This is a genomic window from Novosphingobium piscinae, from assembly GCF_014230355.1.
GTDB lineage: Bacteria > Pseudomonadota > Alphaproteobacteria > Sphingomonadales > Sphingomonadaceae > Novosphingobium > Novosphingobium piscinae.
In genome coordinates this window covers 73,956-96,737 of the sequence record NZ_JACLAX010000010.1, presented here as the reverse complement: position 1 = coordinate 96,737, position 22,782 = coordinate 73,956, and the positions used below count along the sequence as shown (strand labels likewise).

The following is a 22,782-nucleotide window of genomic DNA, read 5'->3' as shown; positions in this document are numbered from 1 at the left end:
TCGGGGACCTTTGGGCAAATACGCAGGTCGGCCACACCGATTGTCAGGCGACGCGAGGTTAGCGTGGTAGCGCGAAATTAACCAAGGACCCCGTCTGCCCATGATCCAGACCCAGGCCCGCAACGGTGTGCGCATCCTGATCTCCCTGCTGCTGGTGGCAGTGGTGATGGGCGGGCTGGCCGTGGCACAGATCCGCTTCGGCGGTCCGATCTCGCGCGCGACATCACTGCAGGACGAGCTGCTGGCCGATATCCTGCCACCGCCTGCCTTCGTGGTGGAGCCCTACCTCCACGCCACGCTGATCACCACCAACCCCGAGACCATGGCCCAGGAGCTGGCCCAGATCGACGAGAACCGCGCCGCTTTCCGGCAACGGCGGGAATACTGGAAAACCGCACCGATTCCGGACGAGCTGCGCGCCGAGCTCGAGAGTTCGCTGACGAAGGCCGATGCTTTCTGGGAGACGATGGACACCCGCTTTCTGCCCGCGGCCAAGGCTGGCGACATCGCCCGTGCCAACGCCATCCGCAATGCCGAGCTCGGCCCGCGGTTCTCGGCCCAGCACGACCAGATCGAGCAGCTCGTCGCCGCCTCGAACCGCTACCGCGCGACGCTGGTCGCCGACGGACAGCGCACCACGGTGCTGGCGATCGCGGTGGTGGCGCTGTTGGCTGCCGCGATCATGGCGCTGGTCCTCATCGCGGGACGGTTGATCGGAAGCCGCATCGTCGCCCCGCTGGCCGATACGGCCAAGGCGATCGAGGCGCTCGCCGCAGGTGACTTCCAGCGCACGATCGATGGCCAGGAGCGCCAGGACGAAATCGGCACAGTGGCGCGAGCGATGGAAACCTTTCGCCAGGGGGCGATCGCCAAGACCCGGGCCGAGGAAGAACAGCGGCAGGTCGTCCGCGCTCTGTCCGACGCGCTCGACCACCTTGCCGACAAGGACCTGGAGTACACGATCGAAGAGACCTTCCCGGCCGGCTACGAACAACTGCGTCACAACTTCAACCGCGCGCAGGACTCGCTGCGCGGCGCGATCGGCACGGTGCGCGTCAGCGCGCGCGGTGTGCTCGCCTCGATCACCGAGATCCGCGCCGCCGCCGACGATCTGGCCAGGCGCAACGAGCAGCAGGCGGCCAATCTCGAGGAGACCGCCGCCGCGATGAACCAGGTGACCGGCTCGGTCAGCGCCACCGCCGCCGGGGCCGTGGCGGTGCAGCAGTCGATCGCCCTGGCCCATGGCGAAGCGCTCGAAGGTGGCCGGGTGGTCGAGCAGGCGGTTGCGGCAATGGCCCAGATCGAGGAATCGGCACAGCAGATCGCCCAGATCATCAGCGTAATTGACGGGATCGCCTTCCAGACCAACCTGCTTGCGCTCAACGCCGGGGTCGAGGCAGCGCGGGCCGGCGAGGCGGGCAAGGGCTTCGCCGTGGTGGCCAACGAGGTCCGCGCACTGGCCCAACGCAGCGCCGACGCCTCGCGCGATATCCGCGCGCTGATCTCGAACAGTTCGGACCAGGTCACCGCCGGGGTCGGTCTGGTCGGTACCACCGGAACCCGGCTGCGCGAGATCGTCGGGCGGATCGGTGAGATCAACACCCTGGTCGCCGAGATCGCCAGCGCGGCCGAGCAGCAGGCCAAGAGCCTGCAGCAGATCAACGGCGCCGTGCTCGACATGGACCGGATGACCCAGCAGAACGCCGCCATGGTCGAGCAGTCGACCGCCGCCACGCGCGCGCTCAACACCGAGGCGGACTGCATGATGGACCTGGTCTCGGCCTTCCGCACACGCGATGTCGCCAGCCGCAGCGGGCATCGCGCCGAGACCAACCGCCGGGCCAGCGCCGTGGCGAGCCGGCCGGCACAGCGCCCCGCCGCACCGGCCCTGCCCGCCCCTGCACGCGCGGTCACCATGGCGCCCCCGGTGACCGGCAACCTGGCCCTGGCGCGTCCGGACGACGACTGGAGCAGCTTCTGACCCGGCACGGCCCCCGCGCTGCGCTCATTTACCTTTCCCACAGCGCCAGGCGCTAAGGTCAACCGCCAGCCTTGCCTCGTGGAGCTCCCGGCGTGACCCTTCGCCCCAAACCCGTAATCGCCGTGGTCGTGCTGGCGCTCAGCTGCGTGGCCCTGCAGCCGGGTCCTTCGGGTGCAGCCGATCCCGGCACCCCCCGGGCCCGGGCCCTGCCGCCGCCGGCTCCGCCGACAACGCTCCCGGTGGCACTGCCGCCGGTTGATCCTGCCGTCGCCGATACGCTCTATCCGTTCTACATGCCGACGCGCGGTCTGCGCCGCCCCGCGGTGCGGCTGGTGATCCGCTGCGACGCCTCGCGCGCAGCAGGACGCGAGGTCTATGCCGGCCGCGGCGCGGACTCGCTTGGCGGCCGGGTCGAGGGCGGATTCGAGTTCGTCTACGAGGCGCTCGACGGGGCCGGCCGGCCCTGCGTCTACCCCTTCGCGCCGTGGCAGCCGCAGGTGGTCGGACCGCTCGACGGGACCCAGTATCTGATCCGGTCATCGATCCCCGGGCGGCGGGTGACCTTCCGCACCAATGATCCGTGGGCCTCGCTCGGCCTGCGGCTGTTCGATATCGGCACCCAGCGGATCCACTTCGAGCTGCGCGACGTCGAGCTCGACTTTCCCGGCGCGATCCAGCCCAAGGGCGCGCTCAACCTCGAGGTGTTCGACGGCCAGCGCCCCGGCCTGTTCAGCGCCGTGCTGCGCCGCGTCCGGCTCTATGGCGGCAAGAACGCCCTGTTCCTCCCCAGCGGACAGACCATGCTGTTCGTCGAGGACAGCGATATCGCTGGCAATGTCGGGACCAACACCGACCAGGAGCACAGCACTTACATCAATGGCACGCTGGTCACGCACCTGCGCAGTTCGGTCTGGCGCGGCCAGCGCGCGTGGCAGGACCAGGCGAGCGGGCACCAGCTCAAGGACAAGGCCTATCTGCGCATCTACGAGAACCTGACCGTGTCGAACGTGCCGGCGGGGTCCCCGCCTTCGGCCATGCCGCTGATCGATGCCTCGTCCTTCGGGTTCACCTGGGCCAACTATCTGCGGCTCTACCGGGTCGCGCCACTCCAGACGGTGCGCGACACCCTGGTCGATCTGCGCGCCGAGATCGTCTACGGCCAGCCGCAGAACTACCCGTGGCCGGTGCTGGTCACCCCGGCGTGGCGGATGCCGCCGGCCCCGCTCGGCGTGCTCGACCGCGTCTATCTGTCGGTGTTCCAGAACGTCACGGTCGAGAGCTTCAGGACCGAACCCTATGTCTTCGCGCTGCGGCCGCAGGGGCTGGCCATGGCGCCGGGCGGCTCGACCACGGTGGAGGGGCAGGACCGCACCACGCGGGCCCAGCAGCGGATGGTCTCGCTGGCCTTCAACACCCGTGGCCGCTTCACCCGTGCCTTTTCGCCCGAAGGCTGGACCTATGTCGATCCGGTGCTGCCGCCGGGCGCGGAATGGGTGCGAGACCGCGATGCCTTCATCCGGCATGCGCTGGGCCTGATCGGACGTTAGGCGGCGCCAACCGGCATGTCAGATCCGGGGCGGCCTTGCGACTCGGCCGACCATGACAGCCTTGACTGGTCGCGATCTGGACAGTGTTTCGGTAGTACTTGGGATACACAAGTTATCAAAGTCGTCACAATTCATTCAATTTGACGGCTATGTTCGCACCTACAGCATGAAAAAGTGGCGAATTTCTGCGGTGCAGCAGAGGATTTCGGGTTGTCGCCCCGTATTGTCAGGCTTATTTGACAACTAAGCGCAACTAGAACGCTGACAGGCATGAGAGGTCAACGCACCCCGGATAAGCCTGACGCCGGAACTTCTCAAGTATTACCCAAATCAAAATAGATAATAACATTCGCAGGAGAAAGACCATGAAGATCCTCCCCGCCGCGCTGGTCGCGGTTGCCCTGCTCGCCGGATCCTCCGCCGCCCTCGCCGGTGGCCGCGAGAAGGTGAGCCTGCCGGTCGTCGCCAATGGCGTCGATTTCGCCAACCCCGAGTCGGTTGCCAAGTTCCGTTCGGCCGCTGCACGTCAGATCGCTGCTGCGTGCAACCCGGGTGACCGCATCGGCGCCGACCTCTCGCCGGACTTCAAGTGCCGCCGTGAGATGAGCGCCAGCATCGAGCCGAAGGTGCGCCAGCTCGTGATGGCCGCGACCAACAACGCGCGGATGGCGACCAACTGAGGTTAGCCGGGGTGTCCGGTCCGGCCCTGCGCCGGACCGCGCCCCGCTGGCCCTGGCCCGCCAACCCAACCCGCCCACGCGATGGGCTGCACGCCGGGGACGCTGTCTCCGGCGTTTGTGCGTCGCCGGTCGGCTCGCGGCCTGCGGTTCAGGCGGCCTCGGCCAGCGGCGGCTCGGCCTCGCTCACCGGGCCGCCGGTCAAGGCGCGCAAGCGGCGACTGACCGCCTGCGGCGAGGTCGTATAGGGGGCCAGCCAGCGGTACAGGACCGGGACGACAAACAGCGTGACCACCGTGGCGATGGTCACGCCGAACACGATCACCATGCCGATCGCGCCGCGCGCACCGGCGCCGGCGCCCTGGCTCAGCGCCAGCGGCACCGCGCCCGCCACGGTTGCCAGCGAGGTCATCATGATCGGCCTGATCCGGCGGACCGAGGCTTCGCGGATCGCCTCGGGCACGGCCAGACCTTCGTCGCGCAGCTGGTTGGCATACTCGATGATCAACACGCCGTTCTTGGCAGCCAACCCGACCAGCATGACCAGCCCGATCTGGCTGAACAGGTTGATCGTCATGCCCGCCGCGGCCAGCCCGATCACCCCGCCGGCCACGGCCAGCGGCACGGCACTGATGATCACCGCGGGATGGATGAAGCTTTCGAACTGTGCCGCCAGCAGCAGGTAGATCACCCCCACGGTCAGCCCGAAGACGATCCAGATCGATCCTCCGGTCTGCTTGAGCGACTGGCTCTCGCCCTTGTAGCCCACGCCGATGACCTCCGGTGACTGCGCCGCCTGGGCCTCGAGGAAGGCCAATGCCTGGCCCAGCGTGTAGCCCGGAGCCACGCCGCCCTGCAGGGTGATTGCCCGCAACTTGTTGTAGCGTCCCAATTCCTTGGCAGTCGAGCTCTCGCGCAAGGTGACGAGGCTCGACAGGGGCACCAAGGCGCCGCTCCGCGCCCGGAGATAGACCGTGCCGAGCTTTTCCTCGCTGGTCCGCTCGGCCGCATCCGCCTGGACGATGACCCGGTACTCCTTGCCGTCACGAACATAGGTCGAGACCCGCCGGGAGCCCATCAGGGTCTGCAAGGCCTGGCTGACGTCATCGACCGAAATGCCGAGATCGCCGGCGCGCTGGCGGTCGACGTCGATCAAGGTCTGGGGCTTGGTCTCGATGTAATCGGCATCGAGGTTGAGTATGCCGGGATTGTCGCGCGCCGCGGCGAGGATCCGGTCGCGGGCCACGGCGAGATCCTCGTAGGTCGTTCCGGCGATGACGAAGCTGATCGGCTGCCCACGCCCGCGCGCCAGCGAGGCGCGCACCGTGGCGTTGCCGCGCAGCGCCGCCAGCTGGCTGAGCTTGCGGTTGATCACCCGGGTTACGTCCTGCGAGGTCTGGGTGCGCTCGTCCCAGTGCTTGAGGAAGATGGTGACGTTGGCGGTATCGAAATCCTCGCTTGCCCCGGCACCGAAGCCGCCGGGCAGGCGCGCGTTCATGGCGCGTACCGGCCCCTTGCCGACCAGGGGCACGATCGTCTTTTCGACTTGCTTCATCCACGCATCCAGCTGGGCATAGCCCGTCCCCTCGGGGGCATTGAGGCGGATGTCGACCAGCCCGGTGTCCTCGGGCGGGACCAGCTCGGACTTGAGCGTCATAAACAGTCCGGCGGACCCGACGAGCAAGACGGCGACGCCCACGGCCAGCGGCTTCCAGTTGGCCAGCACCCGGTCGAGCAGACGGGCATAGTGCTGGGTGTAGCGCTCGAGCACGGCCTCGACCTTGGCCGAAAAGCCTTCACGGCTGGTGGGCCGGAGCAGCTTCGAGCACAGCATCGGCGCGAGGGTCAGCGCCAGAAAGCCGGAAATCCCGACCGAGGCGATCATGGTCGCGGCGAGTTCGCGGAACAGCAGACCGGTCTGACCCGCCAGGAACATCACCGGCACGAACACCGCACAGACCACCAGGGTGGTGGCGATCACCGCGAAGCCCACCTGCCGCGCGCCGCGGAACGCCGCAACCAGCGGGGGTTCGCCCTCCTCGATGCGGTGGTGGACGTTCTCGAGCACCACGATCGCATCGTCGACCACCAGGCCGATCGCCAGGACCATGGCCAGCAGGGTGAGCAGGTTGATCGAGTAGCCGAGCAGCCACAGCACCGCGAAGGTCGAGATCAGGCAGATCGGCACGGTTATCGCGGGAATCAGCGTGGCGCGGCCCGAGCCGAGGAACAGGAAGATCACCACCGTGACGAGCACGGCGGCCTCGAGGAGAGTGTGCCAGACGCCCTTGATGGCCTGCTCGATGAACAGCGAACTGTCGCTGCCGTAGAGGATCTCGACCCCGGGCGGGAGGTCCTTGCGCAACTGGTCGACCGCGACCTTGATCGCCTGGGCCACAGCCAGGGTGTTGGCTCCCGACTGGCGCACCACGCCGATGCCCACGCCCTCCTCGCCGTTGTAGCGGAAGGCCGAGTAGGGGTTCTCGGCCGCCTCCTCGATCCGCGCCACGTCGCCCAGTCGAACCAGGTAGCCGTCGGCGCCGCGGCCGACCACCAGGGTCCGGAACTCGGCGGGAGTGGTGAAGCCGCGACGGACGCGCAGCGACAGGTTCTGGGACCGACCCTCGATCCGCCCGGCCGGCAGCTCGACGTTCTGGCTGCGCAGCGCGCTCTCGATATCGCGCGGGGTCAGACGGAAAGCCGCCAGGCGACCGGGATCGAGCCAGATCCGCATCGACGGGCGGGCCAGGCCGATCTGGTTGAGCTGCGCCACCCCGTCCACCGTGGCGAGCCGGTCGATCACCTGCCGCTCGGCGAATTCGCCCAGCCTGACCTGATCCCAGCCCGGTGCCCGGACGAACAGGAACATGATCGGCTGCGCATCGGCATCGACCTTGCGCACTTCGGGGGCCAACGCATCCTCGGGCAGGGTCGAGGCGGCCCCACCAACGCGATCACGGACGTCATTGGCGGCCGAATCGACATCGCGTCCCGGACGGAACTCGATTGTGATGTCAGAGCGTCCATCCTGCGAGCGCGACGCAATCGAGTCGATCCCGTCGATCCCGGCGAGGCGGTCCTCGAGCGGCTGGGTGATGCGGTTCTCGATCACCTGGGCACTGGCGCCGGTATAGGTTGTCGAGACCGAGACCACCGGCGGATCGGTATCGGGATATTCCCGGACCGGCAGGCCGAGGAAGCCGACCACGCCGATCACCGTCAGCAGGATGGCCAGGACCGCCGCGACGACCGGCCGGCGAATCGCGAGGTCGGAGAGGATCATGCGCTGCCCGGGGTGCGGCCGGGCCCAGGTCCGGCGCCGCCTGCGGCGGCACGCTGCCCCACAGCCGTCGGTTTGCGGTTGGCCCGCCCGACCTTGTCGCCCTTGTCGCCGTTGTCGCCGCCGACCCGCACCGTCATCCCGTCGGCAACCTTGATGACACCTTCGCCAATGACCCGGGCCCCCGGTGGCAGGCCAATCACCTCGACCATCCCGGCATCGCGCAGGCCGGTGCGCACCGCGACGCGCTTGGCCTTGCGCTCGGGGGTGACGACGAAGACAAAGCGCTCCTCGCCGCGTCCGGTCACGGCATACTCGGGCACGGCCGGGCCATCACGTTCCGTCAGGCGCACCGTGACGTTCATCAGCATGCCCGGCTTAAGCCGCCCTCCCGGATTGGGCAGCAGGGCCCGGACCAGCACAGCGCGGCTGCTCGGATCGATCGCCGGATCGATATTGGCGACGGTGCCGGTGAACGTCTCGCCCGGAAAGGCAGAAGCGCGGGCGGTGATTTCCTGCCCCTGGCGCAGCCCGGCAAGCTGCGTTTCCGGCACGGTGAAATCGAGCTTGATCCGGCTGATGTCGCTGATCGTGACCAGCGGTGTGCCGGCCGCGACGATCGCACCGGGGGAAATCGTGCGCAAACCCACGATCCCGGCGAAGGGGGCCCGGATCAAGCGATCACCGATTGCCGCGCGGGCTCCGGCCGCACTGGCGCGCGCGCCCGCTGCGGTGGCCTCGAGCAGCTCGAGCTGTGCGCGGGTGGCAAAGCCGCGGTCGTACAGGGCCTTGATGCGGCTCAGTTGGGTGGTGGCCTGGGCCTCGGCGGCGACGGCGCCCTGTAGCGAGGCGGCTTCCTGTCCCTGGGTCAGCACGGCCAACAGCTGGCCCCTGCCCACCGTCATGCCATCGTCGAACAGCACCCGTTCCACCCGTTCGGTTACGGCCGTGGAGAGGGTGACCTGCTCGTTGGCGCGGGCCGTGCCGATCGCCTCGATCGCCTCGACGAAGTGGTGGCGCTCGGCCGGCGCAGCCTTGACCAGCGGGGGTGGGCGCTTGCCCGGCCCGTCGGCCTTGCTTCCGCAACCGCCAACGAGGGTGGCCGCGAGCGCAGCGAGCAGACAGGAAACGGGCAAGCGCTGCACGGTGAGCTTACTTCAGCGTGCCGAGGTAGGCGATCACATTGGCCCGTGCGGTGGCGTCCTTCACCCCGGCGAAAGCCATCTTGTTGCCCGGGACGGCCTTGGCCGGCGCGGTCAGGTAGGCGTCGAGGTTGGCCGGAGTCCAGCTCCGCTTGGCCCCCTTCATGGCCGCCGAGTAGTTGAACCCGGCGAGGGTACCGGCGGGACGACCGACAACCTTCCAGAGGTTGGGGCCGATCGTGCTCTTGCCCGAGGCGTCGGCCTTGTGGCAGGCGGCGCACTGGGCGAAGACGGCCTTGCCCTTGACGGCATCGCCGGCGGCATGCGCGGCGGGGGCAAGGGCAAACGTGGCGGAAGCAAGCGCTACTGCGATAATCGTGCGATTCATGGTCATTCTGTCCGTAGCAGTTGGTGGCGGATGACCGGACGAATCCGGCCCTGACCGCGATCAGGCGGCGAGCGCACGCTGGTGCAACCGCTTGATCGCGTCGAGCGACGATAGCAGGGCTCCCTCCATCCAACAGCCGTAATATGAGGCATGTTCACCGGCGAGCACGATCCGCCCGTCCATCGACACCAGATTCTGGTAGTGCTGGGCCCGGCTGTCCTCGGTCCAGCTGGCGCAGCAGCCCAGGATCCACGGCATGCGGCTCCAGGCCACCGAGGCGCCGTTGCGGAATTCCTTTCGGTAATCAGCCGGATGGAACACCGACCCCTGCGCCAGTGCCGTCTCGATCCGCTGCTCCGGGGTCATTCCGGCCAGCTGGTACCCGCCCGCGCCGCTGGCGAAGGCGCCCAGCAACACGGCCGGGCCGTCCTTGAAGAAATTGTAGTTGGGATAGGACACCAGCCCGATCGCCTGGTCGGTGAATGAATGACCGCCGTAGATCGAATCCTTTTCTTCCCAGAAGCGGCTGGCCATCTCGAGCCCGATCTTGACCTGCGCCGAATAGGGCAGGGCCCGCAATGCGGCCTTCTTGCTGTCGCTGACCTGGATCTCCATCTGCGACAGGATCGTCGTCGGCAGGGTGCACACCATCCAGTCGGCCTTGCTCTCGCCGGTCTGCCCGGTGACCGTATCGGTCCAGCTAGCCGTCACGCCCTTGTCGTCCTGGGCGATCTTGGTGACCTTGGTGTTAAGCCGCACCAGCTTGCCGACCTGGCGGAAGAAGCCCTTGCCGATCATGTCCATGCCGCCCTTGGGCTGGAACATCGTGGTCTGCATCACATAGCTGAAGTAGAACCCCATCTGGGTCCAGACGTGGCTGTCGAGCACGTCGGGCAGGCCATTGACGGCGGAAGGCGTCGGCGCTCCGCCGGTCCCGCCGCCGGGTGCCTTGTCATAGCCGCGCTGTGCCGACACCGCGAGGCTGGTCGAATACTTCATGTTCGCGTCGAGCACGCCCCATTCGCGCATCGCGACGAGCAGGCGCTCCTTGTCCTCCTTGGTCACCTGGGCGTCGAGTGCCCCGGCATTCAGCGCCTTGCCGAGCAGCTCGGAGACGTGGCCCTTGAAGTCGGTCGCAAGCTCCTTGTAGCGCTGCGGCTTGCCACCGAAGGCATCCTTGCGGTGGACGAAAGCGTTATGGTTGAGCTGGATGAACGGCTCGAGCTCCACCCCCAGCGCCTTGCAGTAGTGCAGCAGCGTGCGGTGGTGGTGCGGGATCCGCCACGGGCCGGGGTTGAGGTAGTTGCCCGGGGCATAGCCGACCTTCTGGACCGCGCCGCCCACCTCGGTGATCGTGTCGCCGCCGCGCACCGAATAGTTCCGTCCGCCGGGACGCGACTGATACTCGAGCACCTGGACCTTGTAGCCGGCCTTGGTCAGCTCGAGCGCGGCGAGCAGGCCGGCGAGGCCTGCACCGAGCACCAGCACGGTCGAGCCCGGGCGTGCCCCCGACAGGTTGGGCGGCCCGGTGAACTGGGTTTCGGCGGCGTGGCCCAGCGCGGTCATCGCCTGGTACATGGCCATGCCCCCGCCCACCTTGCCGATCATGGCGAGCAGGTCGCGGCGGGTCTGCGGGGTGATGTCGTTCAGCATGGGCAAGGCCTTGGTTGGGGCGGAAACGCCGGGATCACATCCCGCAGGTGTTGCATTCACGGACCGGCGGCGGCGCGCTCGACACGCGCTTGATGTCGGCCTCGGTCACGGTGCCGGGGAAAGCGTTGAAGTGACCGCGCACATAGTTGATCACCGCCGCCATCTGCGCCGGGGTGAGGAGATCGGTCATCCACGGCATCCCGCCGCGGCCCTTGAGCAGCAGCGTGATCGGATAGTCCTTGTCAGCCAGCTTGGGGTTGCCGGCGAGCGCCGGGACGGCGGCACCAGCCGCACCGCCGCCCTTGGCATCGGCCATGTGGCAGGCTTGGCAGATCTGTTCGTAGACCTCCTTGCCTTCCTGCGAGACCTGGACCGAAGTCTGCCCGCCGGCAGTATCCTGGGCGCGACCTGCCATCCCCCCGATCAGCGCGGCCAGCGCGATCGACAGGGCAATGCCCCTGGCCGGTCTTGCGCCCCGCCCCCTCATGCCGGCACTGCTCCGCCGACATGAGCCCCGCCGCGGCCGGCAACCGCGCAGCGGTGCACGTCGGCGACGAAAATGAAGAACCTTTCAGACATCTCTACCCGGGTGGAACTGGAGACAAAGGCAGGATACAGCCCGCGGCGCACTCACGGCGCCTTGGCGGCGATCGCCTCGATCTCGACCAGCATGGTCGGACGCCCGAGCGCGGCCACCTGGACGGTCGAGCGCGTGGGCTTGTTGGGCTGTTCGGGGGTGCCGAAGTAGGTCTTGAACACGGAGTTCATGCCGGCCGAGTCCATCCGCCCGCCGGGCAGCGCCGCGACCAGGAACACGTTCATCTTGACGATGTCGCCCATCGACCAGCCCATCCCCTCGAGCTGGGCCTTGATCTTGCTGAGAACCGACTGGGTCTGCGTGGCCGTATCGCCCAGTTCATCGGGCTTGGCCGGATCGATCGGCGAAGGGGTCGTCCCGGAGATGTAAAGGATCTTGCTGCCCACCGGCAGCAGCGCGGTGCTGGCGATCACGCCCTGCGGCTGGCCGGTGCGCTCGATCACGGCGGGCGCGGGGGGCGCCTTCTTGGCCTGCACGGCAGGGGCGAACAGCGCGGCGGCAAGCGCCGCGGACAGGGCGCCAACAGTGGCGAGGGTGGGTTTGGTCATGGGCGGTCTCCGCAACGGAACAGGGTGGACCTGCAAAAAAGGGGGCGGCCGCAGTGCGGCCGCCCGAGGCGCAGGATCAGAACTTGATGACGGCGCGGGCGTAGTAGTACCCGCCGTTGGTGCCGTAGGGGCCGAAGGTGTAGGGCCCGTTCAGCGTGCCGCCGTTGTTGATGTAGGGCGAGCGGCCGTTGCGGTAGAAGGTCGAGCCCGGGGTGTAGTCGGCCACGAAGGGCGGCGTTTCCGGGATCTTGTTGAACAGGTTGTTCGCGCCCACCGCGATGTTGAGGAAGTCGGTCACATCGTAGGACAGTTCGGCGTCCACGATGACCGCCGGTGCGACGCTGGCCTCGTAGAACTCACGGTTGATCGGCGGGATCGTCCCGTTGGCGATCGAACCAGCGTTGGGCCGCACGTAGGAGATGGTCTCGCTGTAGTAGTTGGCGCGCAGGTTGGCGGCAAAGCGGCCGCTGGTGAACAGCGCGTTGACGTTGCCCTTGAAGATCGGGCTGGCGCGCTCGATGATCTGCCGCGCCTGGATGCCGAACAGCGAGCCGAGGCCGTTGCGGGTCACCTTGGTCAGGTTGTAGTTGGCGCCAGCGGTGAGGTCGAGCTTGCCGAAGGACAGGTCGAACGGATAGCGGATCGCCAGTTCCCAGCCCTTGGTGCGGGTGTCGATCCCGTTGGTGTAGGTCTGGATCGACAGCGAGCCGTTCGACAGCACGGTCGGGTCAAGCTGCTTGCCGCTGGCAATGATCGCGTTTTGCACCAGCTGGTACTGCGACAGGCCGTTGATGAACGAGTTGGTCAGGCGCACCGGGGCGGTGTTGTTGCCGGTGAACAGCTGGCCATCGATCGTGCCCGACGAGACGATGCGGTCGCGGATCTTGATGTAGTAGGCGTCCAGCGTGATGACCAGGCGCGGGATCGGGCGCAGCACGATACCGGCCGAGAAGTTGGTCGACTTTTCCGGGCGGAGCGAGGAGAACCCGGCTCCTGCGGCCGCCGGCGAGTTCGGCGCCAGCTGCAGCACCGCGCTGGTCGGGCCAACGTTGGTGGCCGAGTAGCCGGCTTCCGGCAGCGACGGAGCGCGGAAGCCGGTGCTGGCCGTGGCGCGCACGGCGATCGCGTCCGAGAAGTCGTAGCGGGTGGTGATCTTGCCGATCGTGGTGTCGCCGAAGTCGCTGTAGTGCTCGTAACGGCCGGCAAGGTCGAGCGTCAGGCCCTCGACGGGCTTGGTCGCCAGATCGATGTAGACGGCCTTGGCGTCGCGGGCATAGCGGCCGGCGTCGGTCGGGCTGTAGCCCGGGAACGACTGGCCACCCTCGATATAGAGCGAGCCGGCATCGCCCTGGCCGATGCGGTAGGTTTCCTTGCGGTATTCACCGCCGAAGGCCACGTTGAGCGGCTCGGAGAAGCCAACTTCGAACTCCTTGCGCAGGTCGAGCGTGGTGGTGAACTGGGTGAAATCGAACCGCCCGTCGTAGAAGTCGGTCGGGCTGAACCCGGTGAACCCGAACAGCGAGGCGTTGACCGAGCCGGTGGTGTAGACCTTGGCGGCGTCCTCGGCGTAGGTCGCGGCGAGGTCGAAGTTCCAGCCGCCCAGATCGCCGCGCAGACCGTTGGTGATCGAGAACTCGTCCTGGAACACTTCGATGTGCGGGACGAGGCCGGTCTGACCGGTGTTGGCAAAGCAGTTGGCCGGATTGGTGCCCGGGCTCTGCGGGGTGTTGGTCACCGGATTGCGGCAGACGCGGGTCGGCACGCGGTAGCCCTGCAGCGCGTCACCCTGGCGGTACGACACGTTACCGAACGAGTAGAGTTCGACCCCGCCGAAATCGTAGCCGAAGTTGTAGAAGCCCAGGGTCAGAGCCGAGGCTGGCTGACCGCCGTTGATCCCGGCGGTCCCGCGGGTTGCCGCAAGGTTGTTGTAGATCGGCTGGAACGCCGCCTGGGCTGCCGGCAGGGTTACCGCGGTCCCGTCGACATTGACCACCTGGAGCTGGCCGTCACCGACCGTGGTCCACTGGCTGCGGCGGTGGAACAGCGCGAAATCCAGGAAGCCGCTCTCGCCGACCTTGGTCGCGAAATTGCCGCTGGCGCTGTAGGTCGTGCCTTCGCCGTCGTAGAACTGGCCGGTGTTCAGACGGATGGTCGAGCCTTCGGTGTCGCTCTTGAGGATGATGTTGATGACGCCCGCGATCGCGTCCGAACCGTACTGGGCGGCGGCGCCGTCCTGCAGCACTTCGATGCGCTTGACGATATCCGGCGGGATCAGGTCGATGCTCGGCGCGGCCGAACCACCGAAGGCGCCGTTGATCACCTGGAGGATCGAGTTGCCGTGGCGACGCTTGCCGTTGACCATCACCAGGGTGTGGTTGGGTGACAGGCCGCGCAGACGGGCCGACAGCGAGAAGCTCGCCATGTCGGTGCCCTGGGTCTGGGCCTGGAACGAGGGGACCAGCTGGGTCAGCGCCTGGTTGAGGTTGGGCTGCGCGACGCGGGTGATCGCGTCCTGCGAGATGAGCTGGATCGGGGTGGCGCTCTGCGCGGCCTGCTGACCGGCGGTGCGGGTGCCGGTGACGATGATCTCTGCGCTCTCGGCCGGGGCGGGGGCATCGGCATCAGCCGGCGCTGCGACCTGGGCCTGCGCCGTCCCGGCCAAGGCGGTCGAGGCGAACAAGGCAGCGGAAAGAATCCTGGTGTAACGCGACATATCGTAAGCCCCCATGGTTATCGCGCCTCGTCAGGTGTTCTCGTCCCCCTCGGATCTGACCGACGCCACCAATTGTGTGGCTCACGCTGATCGACCCGGTATTATGGCGTCTGACGAGCTCGACCCGACCGGGGCCGGGGACTCGCCGTTGACACTCAGGAAAAGGCCTCAGGTGGGCCAAACCAACCATACGCCGTTTGGCGTATCAGCATCGTCCGGTCCCCGCCTAGGGTGCCGGCGGGACGGGAGAGAGCCTTGGTCGACTCCTGCAGAAGCCGAATTTATTCCTCAATATCAGCACTATAATTAAGGAGTCATCGATGCGCGTGAGCACCAAGCTGGTCCGGTTTGCCCTGCCTGTGGCGGCCCTGGCCCTTCCCCTCGCTGCCCAGGCCCAGGTGACCAAGATCAAGTCGAATCCGCAGGCGCTGATTCTCGACGCGGCCGACGTGAAGGCCGGTACCGACATGATCTTCGTGTCGGGCCAGCTCGCCTCGCCGGTCGATCCGGCCAAGCCGATGAGCGAGGTCAAGAGCATCGAGGACCTCGGCGACACCAAGGCCCAGACGATCAGCGTGCTTGGCAAGATCAAGGCGCTGATCGAGAAGCAGGGCTACACCATGGCCGATCTGGTCAAGCTGACCCTGTTCGTCGCGTCGGACCCGCGCCTTGGCAAGATGGATTTCGTCGGCGCCAACGAGGGCTTCAAGCAGTTCTTCGGCACCGCCGAGAACCCGACCACGGTGGCCCGCTCGACCTTCCAGGTCGCGGCCCTGGTCGGGCCCTACTACCTGATCGAGATCGAGGCCATCGCGGCCAAGAAGAAGAAGTAACCGGCTCAGGGGGGCGGGGTCGGGGTTTCGGCCCCGGCCCCTGCAACGCGCCCGCTTTCGCGCTCCCGCTGCCGCTGCCGCTGCGGGGTCTACTGGCCGATCGCGCGGATCGCGATGGCGGCGGCGGCCGAGCGGGTTTCCACCCCGAGCTTTTCGTAGATCCGTTCGAGGTGCTTCTGCACCGTCCGCGGGCTGATCTCGAGCACATCGCTGATGTCGCTGCTGGCCTTGCCGTAGCTGACCCAGAGCAGCACCTCCGCCTCGCGCTGGGTCAGCCCGAGGCGTTCGCCCAGCTGCGCCGCGTCGCGCTCCGGGTTCAGCTCGTTGAGCCGGATCAGCACCTCATTCTCGCGGTAGAGCGCGACCACGGTGAGCTCGAGCGAGCCTGAACCTCGCTGGTCGAGTCGGACGCTAGCGCCCGCCAGCTGCTGCCGTGCCAGCAGCTGCTCGACCGGGCCACGCAGCATGTCGGGCAGGGCCGCGTCGCCGCGGGTCCAGTTCGGATCAAGCCGGGTAATCACATGCTCAGCGCCCGGCGTGCACCACAGCACGTTGCCAGAACGGTCCGTGGCCAGCATGCGCCGTCCGGTCGCGTCAAGGCTGGCCACGCTGGCCTGCATAGCGCGCCCTTGGGCCATGTGGACCCGCACCCGGGCCAGCAGCTCCATGTGGTCGACCGGCTTGCGCACATAGTCCGCCCCGCCGACCTCGAAGGCCTCGACGACATGCTCGCTTTCGGTCAGCCCGGTCATGAAGATCACCGGAATCGCCGCATAGGCCGGGTTGGCCTTGATCCGCACGGTGGTCTCGAACCCGTCCATCCCCGGCATCACGGCGTCCATCAGGATCAGATCAGGCACGATATGGTCGAGCAGATCGAGCGCGGCCTTGCCCGAAGTGGCGACCAGCACCGAGATCTCGGCGCTTTCCAGCACCGTGGTGATCACGCGCAGCGAATCGGGTTCGTCATCCACCACCAGCACCGTATCGGTGCGGCCCGGTCCTCTTGACTGGTTCATGCCCCTTCCAATTCCCTCTTCATTCCCGCCAGATCGAACCGGTCGAGCCGGTCGAACAACCGGGCCGCCAGTTCTTGCGCGCCTTCGCCATGTTCGGCGAGCGCCCGGATTTCCGCCTCGATGCCGCGGACGTAACCGATCCGCAGCAGTTCGCGCAGCCGCTCGACGTGGCGTGTCGCCTCATCGTCCAGAGGAGCCGTGCCCGGACGTGCCGCAGGCAGCGGCACGGTGGCAGCCGGCGCAGGCGCCATCGCCGGCGGTTGCCGGCGCGGTTCGGCCACGCCAGGCAGCGGTTCCATCCGCCAGACCAGCCCGAGCAAACCGCCGACCACCTCGGTGAGCGTATTGAGCTCGACCGGCTTGGTCAGGAAATGATCATGCGAGGGTGTCGCATGCTCGGGCTTGTGGAATTCCTGGGTATTGGCCGAGAGCATCAGGATGCGGATCGCCCGGCCGTGCGCAGCGCGCAGCCTGGCCGCCACCTCCCACCCCGATATGCCCGGCATGGTGATGTCGAGGATGGCGAGGTCGAAGGCCTGGGTGCCGGCCAGCGCGGCGGCACTCTCGCCATCGCCGCAGGTGGTCACGGCGAAGCCCAGCCCGCTGAGCAGCCGCTCGAGCAGCAGGCGCTGGTCAGCCTCGTCATCGACGATCAGCACCGAGCGGCGCGGCCCCTCGTAGCCGATCGTGCGGCGCGGCTGCACGCGCCGGTCGATCTTCCCGGCCACTTCGCCGACCATCATGGTGACCCGGAAGCAGGTGCCCTCGCCCAGGGTGCTTTCGACCTCGAGGTTGCCGCCGAGAATCCCGACGATCGCGCGCGAGATCGACAGGCCGAGGCCCGCCCCGGGCCGGGCCAGCTTGCCGGCATCCTCGCCGCGGTCGAATGGCTCGAAGATCCGGCTGAGCTCGTCCGGGTGAATCCCGGGACCGGTATCGCGCACCTCGAAGGTGGCGATCTGGCCGGCATAGCGCACCGCGAAGGTGACCTTGCCGTGATCGGTGAACTTGATCGCGTTGGAGAGCAGGTTGAGCAGGACCTGGCGGAAGCGGCTCTGATCGAGCCGGACGATCTCGGGCAGGCGCGCGGGCGGGAGGAATTCGAACTCCACCCCCTTGGCCGCGGCGGCCGGGCGCATCATCGAGACGATCTGCTCGAGGAAGGCCGGGAAGCGCACGTCCTCGGTCCGCACCCGCAGCACCCCGTGCTCGACCTGCGAGACGTCGAGCAACCCTTCGACCAGCGTGGTCAGGTGCTCGGCGCAGCGCCGGATCACCCGCGCCGCCTCCTGCGGATCGACCCCACCCTCGTTGCGCTCGACCAGCTGGGCATAGCCGTAGATCGCATTGAGCGGCGAGCGGATTTCGTGGCTGACATTGGCAAGGTAGCGGCTCTTGGCGAGATTGGCAGTCTCGGCCGCCTCAGCCCGGGTAACCGCGGCGGCGCCGGTTCCGCTGGCTAGATCCGCCTCGGACGCAGCGGCCACCGGCGCGACCTCGCCGGCGCCACGCCGGCGAGCGGACAAGGCAAGCCCGACAATCGCCAGGAGAGCCAGCACCGCCAGGGCGTGCAATAGCGCCGGATTGCCCACTCCGAGACCAGCCAGAAGCAGCATGGTCGCGGCGCAGCCGGCGGTCAGCGCAATGGGTGTCAGGACGGCGCCGGGACGGGTCTGCGGGTTCAGCACGACACTACCCCGCCCGCATGCTGCAGCCGGTTCATCGCCTGTGCGCGACTCGAAACAATCCAGTTGTCCGGTCTCATTCGCTGCGCCCCTGGCGCCCCCATAGGCGCCACCTTTTCTGCCCTCATCCTTGCTGCGCTGCAAACAATTGTTGCGCAACAGCAAGCAGTGGAGGTTTTCAACTGTCTCTATGTATGCTCAATCCGCGACGGCTTGGGCCGTCCCGATCCCTCCGGTTCAATCGCGATCCCTAGCTTTCATCGGCGTTCCATGTCCGCGTGGTCAACGCGGCGGCGGCGGCGCGGGCAGCACCGCATCGCCACGCAGGCCGCCGGGCGGCGTCCCCGCCGGCGCCGCCGGATAGCCGTTGCGCTGAAGAATGAAGGCGACAATCTTGGCATTGTCCTCTGCCGAGAGGGTCCCTGGCGCAAACTGTGGCATGGCCCGCCCGACATAGGCCGACAGGTCGCCCAGCGGCCGGCCACCCCAGTTGGCGACGAACTTGCCGGTCAGACCCGGCACCTCGTAGGTCCCCTCGAGCCGCGCCCCGTGACACATCGCGCAGCGTATCGCGTACAGCTGCGCGCCGGCCGTGGCCTGCTCCGCGACGTAAAGCCCGCGGACGGGTGGCGCAGCCACCGCCACGGCCCCCCCCGCCACGAGGGCAAGGCCGAGCCCGAAGAGGAGCCGGGGCCCTGTCACGCCTGCCTCGGCGCAAGTGCGGGCGCGATGATCGCCAGCCCGGCCTCGATGTCGGCCAGGTTGGCCAGTTCCATCGCATTGCCAACCCCGAGCATGTCACCCAGGTCTGGATTGTTGTTCATGATCACCACCCCATCAGCCTTGGAGAGCAGCGACACGTTCTTGTAGCGCACGGAGTAGTTGGCCTCGGTCTGCGGCACCAGCCAGCCGGTCTGGCCACGTACCGGAATGATCGTCTTGTCCTGCCACAGGTCGCGCGCGGCATAGCCGGTGCAGTGGATCACCACCTTCTGCGGCAGTCGGCCCAGTTCTGCCGGACCATGGAAGTCGCGCATGACGAACTGGCCGCCGCGGCCGAAGAACTCGCTGAGCAGCATCTGCGCATAACTCGGGAAGTTGAAATGCATCTGCGAGGTGCGCTGGGCATAAGGCAGGGCGAAAGGGTTCTCTTCCGCGCTCAGGTCAACCGGCTGCGGAACGATGTCCTTGATCCGTTCGTCGAGATGGGCGAACTCGGAGTTCTGCTGGGGCAATCCGGTGGTGGCCCAGGAGCCGGTGATCGCCGGATCGGCCGGCCACTTGCGTTTTTCGAGCGGCTTGTCGGAAAGCGCGTAGGAATCGCCGAACTCGACCGGCTTGCCCGGCAGCCCCAGGCAGGTGCGGAACGCCTTCCATGACAGGCGCGCCATCATCTCCCACTGCTCGGCGAACTGGGGCCCGGCCGGCTCGGCAAGGGCGATGCGCGAACCCGGGGTGTAAGACCCGCTGGCGCGGAACGAGCGGGTGCGCTGGATCATCTCGCGGGCATAGATGGTAACCTTCAGCCCGGCGCGCTGGGCAACCACCGCTGTGGTCAGCCCGATGATCCCGCAGCCGACCACGGCGATCTCGCTCGGCAGGGTGCTGAGCGCCTTGCCCACGGCGATCTCGGCCGATCCCCACGACAGCGACCAGCCGCTGCCGCCGTGACCGTAATTGTGGATCACCAGGGCATCGCCGACCTGCTCGGTGGCCAGGTTGGGCCCGGCCGCGCGCAGCGGGCGGATGCAGCACTTGATGTCGATCAACTGGTCGCGCGAGATCCGCATCGGCACCAGCATGGGCGGGCCCTCGCCGCGCCGTGGCGCCGGCGGCGGCGGCACCGGGGGCGCGGTCCGGGTGATCTGCACTGAGGGAGCACAGGCCTGGAGCGCGGTCAAACCGGCCAGTCCGGATACACCTTTCAGCACGGCGCGGCGCCCGGCAACCCGGTGGATGGCGTAAGCGTGACTCATAAAACCCCTTCCGGGTGGAACTTGCGGCCAAGTCCCCGCCAGCCCTTGACGTATAATTGCGTATTGCATCCCGCGAGGCTCTGCCCCGAGGGGCGCGACCGAGTCACGCCTTGGCCAGGAACGGTGCGGCGACCGCTGACGGCACCCGCAGGAGCCGGCCGGTGACCTTGTCGATCAGGGCCCAGGTGGTCCGCGCCGAGACGATCACCCGCCCCTCGGCATTGCGGAAGTCGACCCGACGGTCGAACCGGGCGCCGCTGGGTCCGTCGGGGATGAAGGTCTCGGCGGTCACGCTTTCGCCCTCGCGGATGTTGCCCTTGTAGTCGATCTCGTGCCGCGCGACGACCCAGACATAGGCGGCGAGATGCTCCGGCGGGGCCACCGCCTCCCAGTGGGCCGTGGCGATCGCCTCCATCCACTGCACCCAGACCGCATTGTTGACATGACCGAGCACGTCGATGTGCGCGGGGTCGGCGGTGAAGGTCAGGGTGAACTGGGGCTGCATCCGTTCCTCGTGGCTTGGACCCCACCTTACCCGTTCGCGTCGAGCGAAGTCGAGACACACCGTGCAGGTGTCTCGCCTTCGCTCGACGCGACCGGAAGGGGGCCGATCTTGTCCGGCTGACCGCGAAGGTTTGGACAGCCCCGGCGCCTAGCCGTCCACGCCGAGCTGCCAGAGGATGAAGGCAAACTCCTCGGCGGTTTCGCGCAGACTTTCGAACCGCCCGCTCTTGCCGCCGTGGCCCGCCCCCATGTTGGTCTTGAGCAGCAGGACATTGCTGTCGGTCTTCAGCGCGCGCAGCCGGGCGACCCACTTGGCCGGCTCCCAGTAGGTCACCCGCGGATCGTTGAGCCCGGCGGTGACCAGCAGCGGCGGATAGGCCTGGGCGCGCACCTGGTCATAGGGCGAATAGGAGCGGATCAGCTCGAACGCGGCCCGGTCCTCGATCGGGTTGCCCCATTCGGGCCATTCGCCGGGGGTCAGCGGCAGGCTCGCGTCGAGCATGGTGTTGAGCACGTCGACGAAGGGCACGTGCGCCACCACCGCGCCCCACAGCGCCGGATCGGAGTTGATCACCGCGCCCATCAGCTCGCCCCCGGCCGATCCGCCCGAGATGCTGATCCGGCCCGGCGCGGTGTAGCCCAGCTCGACCAGCCCGCGCGCGACATCGACGAAATCGGTGAAGGTGTTGGTCCGCCGCTCGAGCTTGCCCGCCTTGTACCAGGCCCGGCCAAGGTCGTCGCCGCCGCGGATATGGGCGATCGCATAGGCGAAGCCGCGGTCGACCAGGCTCAGCCGGGTGGTCGAGAAGCCAGGTGCGATCGCGATCCCGTAAGCCCCGTAGCCATAAAGGTGCAGCGGCCCGCCGGCCGGCCGGTCACGCCGCGCGACAATCGAGACCGGGATAGGGGTGCCGTCGCGCGCCGGGATCTCCAGCCGCTCGGTGACATAGCGCGAGGCGTCATAGCCCGAGGGGATCTCCTGGACCTTGCGCACCTCGAGGCGACGTTCGGCGACGTGGTAGTCGTAGACCGTGGCCGGGCTGACCATCGACTCGTAGCCCAGGCGCAGGACCTGGGTGTCCCACTCGGGATTGTCGCCCAGTCCGGCATCGTAGCTGGCCTCGGGAAAGACGATCGGCTCGGTCCTTGCAGGATCGTTGTACCAGCGAAGCAAGATCTGATCGAGCCCGTTGCGGCGGCCTTCCACGACGTAGAAGTCCTTGAACAGCTCGAAGCCGGTCAGGTAGAAATCATCGCTGCCGTCGATCAGCGTGGTCCACTCGCCCGGCGCCGATAGCGGCGCGGTGGCGAGGCGGAAGTTCTCGTGGGTGTCGTTGGCGTGGACGAACAGTGTGTCGCCGCGCAGGTCGACATCGTACTCCACCCCGGCCTGGCGCGGCTTGACCAGCAGCGGCGGGGCCAGCGGATCGGCCGCGGGGACCAGCCGCACCTCGCTGGTCTCGTGATCGCTGGTCGAGATCACCAGCCACTCCTCATTGGCGGAGAGACCGGCGCCGACGCGGAAGCCCTCGTCGTCCTCGTGGTAGAGTTCGACGTCCTGCTCGACCGGCTCACCCAGCCAGTGGAGCCGGGCATTGTCGGTGCGCCACTGTTCGTTGGCCAGACTGTAGACCAGCCCCCTGTCGCCCGCGACCCAGACCAGCGCCGACAGCGTGCCGGGAATGATATCGGGCAGCAGTTCGCCAGTCGCGAGATCCTTGATCCGCGCGGTGAACCGTTCCGAGCCGTTGTCGTCGATCGCAAAGGCCAGCAGGCGGCCATCCTTGCTGACCGACAGGGCGCCCAGGCGGAAGTAGTCCTTGCCGGCGGCGAGCGCGACCTCGTCGAGGATCAGCTGGTCGGCGCTGCCGTCATCGGGCGCGCCAAGCGGGCGGCGCCACCACTTCTTGTACTCGGCCCCCTCCTCGAACTCGATCCAGTAAAGGTAATCGCCGTCCTTCTGCGGCACCGAGCGGTCGGCCTCCTTGATCCGGGCGCGCATCTCGGTGAACAGCGCGTCGATCCGCGGCTGGTGCGGCGCCATGCAGGCCTCGAACCAGCCATTCTCGGCCTCAAGATGCGCCAGCACCGCGGGATCGCTCACCTCGGGATAGCCAGGGTCGCGCAGCCACGCGTAGTCATCGGTGATGGTGATGCCGTGGTGGGTGACGCGGTGGGGCCGGCGGGCGGCCACCGGCGGGACGACGGGAGGGGTGTCATTGGCCATCCAGCGCATCT

General features: G+C 67.8%; 17 protein-coding genes. 4 read left to right on the top strand and 13 right to left on the bottom strand.

From position 1 onward, the window contains the following. Positions 1-100 precede the first annotated feature (100 nt). The 3 genes from H7F53_RS11390 (at position 101) to H7F53_RS11380 (ending at position 4,208) form a co-directional block, all read left to right on the top strand. A complete protein-coding gene (locus tag H7F53_RS11390; protein ID WP_185679610.1) occupies positions 101-1,981 on the top strand; it encodes a methyl-accepting chemotaxis protein in 1,881 nt (626 codons plus the stop codon). 92 nt (positions 1,982-2,073) lie between these two features. After that, positions 2,074-3,528 (top strand): hypothetical protein, encoded by a 1,455-nt coding sequence (locus tag H7F53_RS11385; protein WP_185679609.1) that lies wholly within the window; start codon positions 2,074-2,076, stop codon positions 3,526-3,528. 365 nt (positions 3,529-3,893) lie between these two features. Further along, on the top strand, positions 3,894-4,208 hold the full coding sequence (locus H7F53_RS11380; RefSeq protein WP_185679608.1) for a UrcA family protein: 315 nt from the start codon (positions 3,894-3,896) through the stop codon (positions 4,206-4,208). A gap of 148 nt (positions 4,209-4,356) precedes the next feature. Here H7F53_RS11380 and H7F53_RS11375 read toward each other — a convergent pair whose 3' ends face one another. The 7 genes from H7F53_RS11375 to H7F53_RS11345 form a co-directional block, all read right to left on the bottom strand. Continuing rightward, the gene (locus tag H7F53_RS11375; protein ID WP_185679607.1) at positions 4,357-7,488 is read right to left on the bottom strand and encodes an efflux RND transporter permease subunit; all 3,132 of its coding nucleotides are present in this window, start codon (positions 7,486-7,488) and stop codon (positions 4,357-4,359) included. Further along, positions 7,485-8,630, bottom strand: coding sequence for an efflux RND transporter periplasmic adaptor subunit (locus H7F53_RS11370; protein WP_343062036.1), 1,146 nt, complete (start codon positions 8,628-8,630; stop codon positions 7,485-7,487). The genes H7F53_RS11375 and H7F53_RS11370 overlap by 4 nt, the downstream gene beginning before the upstream one ends. A 7-nt stretch (positions 8,631-8,637) precedes the next feature. Then, positions 8,638-9,015: a c-type cytochrome gene (locus H7F53_RS11365; RefSeq protein WP_185679606.1), complete on the bottom strand. Its 378-nt coding sequence runs from the start codon at positions 9,013-9,015 to the stop codon at positions 8,638-8,640. A 60-nt stretch (positions 9,016-9,075) separates the two neighbouring features. Then, positions 9,076-10,668, bottom strand: a complete 1,593-nt coding sequence (locus tag H7F53_RS11360; protein WP_185679605.1) for a flavin monoamine oxidase family protein — start codon at positions 10,666-10,668, stop codon at positions 9,076-9,078. Positions 10,669-10,702: 34 nt separating this feature from the next. Continuing rightward, complete coding sequence (locus H7F53_RS11355; RefSeq protein WP_246438834.1) at positions 10,703-11,083, bottom strand: c-type cytochrome; 381 nt, start codon at positions 11,081-11,083, stop codon at positions 10,703-10,705. A 215-nt stretch (positions 11,084-11,298) separates the two neighbouring features. Beyond that, complete coding sequence (locus H7F53_RS11350) at positions 11,299-11,814, bottom strand: Rid family hydrolase (protein WP_185679603.1); 516 nt, start codon at positions 11,812-11,814, stop codon at positions 11,299-11,301. Positions 11,815-11,890: 76 nt separating this feature from the next. After that, positions 11,891-14,542 carry a TonB-dependent receptor plug domain-containing protein gene (locus H7F53_RS11345; RefSeq protein ID WP_246438833.1) on the bottom strand — a complete coding sequence of 884 codons (2,652 nt, stop codon included), beginning with the start codon at positions 14,540-14,542 and terminating at the stop codon, positions 11,891-11,893. Positions 14,543-14,847: 305 nt separating this feature from the next. On the opposite strand from H7F53_RS11345, the gene H7F53_RS11340 reads away from it, so the two are divergent. Then, positions 14,848-15,360: a Rid family hydrolase gene (locus H7F53_RS11340; RefSeq protein WP_185679602.1), complete on the top strand. Its 513-nt coding sequence runs from the start codon at positions 14,848-14,850 to the stop codon at positions 15,358-15,360. A gap of 89 nt (positions 15,361-15,449) precedes the next feature. Here the strand turns inward: H7F53_RS11340 and H7F53_RS11335 are convergent, their stop codons facing one another. From H7F53_RS11335 to H7F53_RS11310, 6 genes are all read right to left on the bottom strand, one after another. After that, on the bottom strand, positions 15,450-16,379 hold the full coding sequence (locus tag H7F53_RS11335; protein WP_185679601.1) for a response regulator: 930 nt from the start codon (positions 16,377-16,379) through the stop codon (positions 15,450-15,452). Next, on the bottom strand, positions 16,376-18,067 hold the full coding sequence (locus H7F53_RS11330; RefSeq protein ID WP_185679600.1) for an ATP-binding protein: 1,692 nt from the start codon (positions 18,065-18,067) through the stop codon (positions 16,376-16,378). Before H7F53_RS11330 ends, H7F53_RS11335 begins: the two co-directional genes overlap by 4 nt. A gap of 279 nt (positions 18,068-18,346) precedes the next feature. Then, positions 18,347-18,703 (bottom strand): c-type cytochrome, encoded by a 357-nt coding sequence (locus tag H7F53_RS11325; RefSeq protein WP_185679599.1) that lies wholly within the window; start codon positions 18,701-18,703, stop codon positions 18,347-18,349. Between the two features lie 59 nt (positions 18,704-18,762). Continuing rightward, positions 18,763-20,040, bottom strand: a complete 1,278-nt coding sequence (locus H7F53_RS11320) for an FAD-dependent oxidoreductase (RefSeq protein WP_221773703.1) — start codon at positions 20,038-20,040, stop codon at positions 18,763-18,765. 103 nt (positions 20,041-20,143) lie between these two features. Beyond that, the gene (locus H7F53_RS11315) at positions 20,144-20,545 is read right to left on the bottom strand and encodes an acyl-CoA thioesterase (protein ID WP_185679598.1); all 402 of its coding nucleotides are present in this window, start codon (positions 20,543-20,545) and stop codon (positions 20,144-20,146) included. A gap of 147 nt (positions 20,546-20,692) precedes the next feature. Then, complete coding sequence (locus H7F53_RS11310; protein WP_185679597.1) at positions 20,693-22,780, bottom strand: S9 family peptidase; 2,088 nt, start codon at positions 22,778-22,780, stop codon at positions 20,693-20,695. Positions 22,781-22,782: the final 2 nt, after the last annotated feature.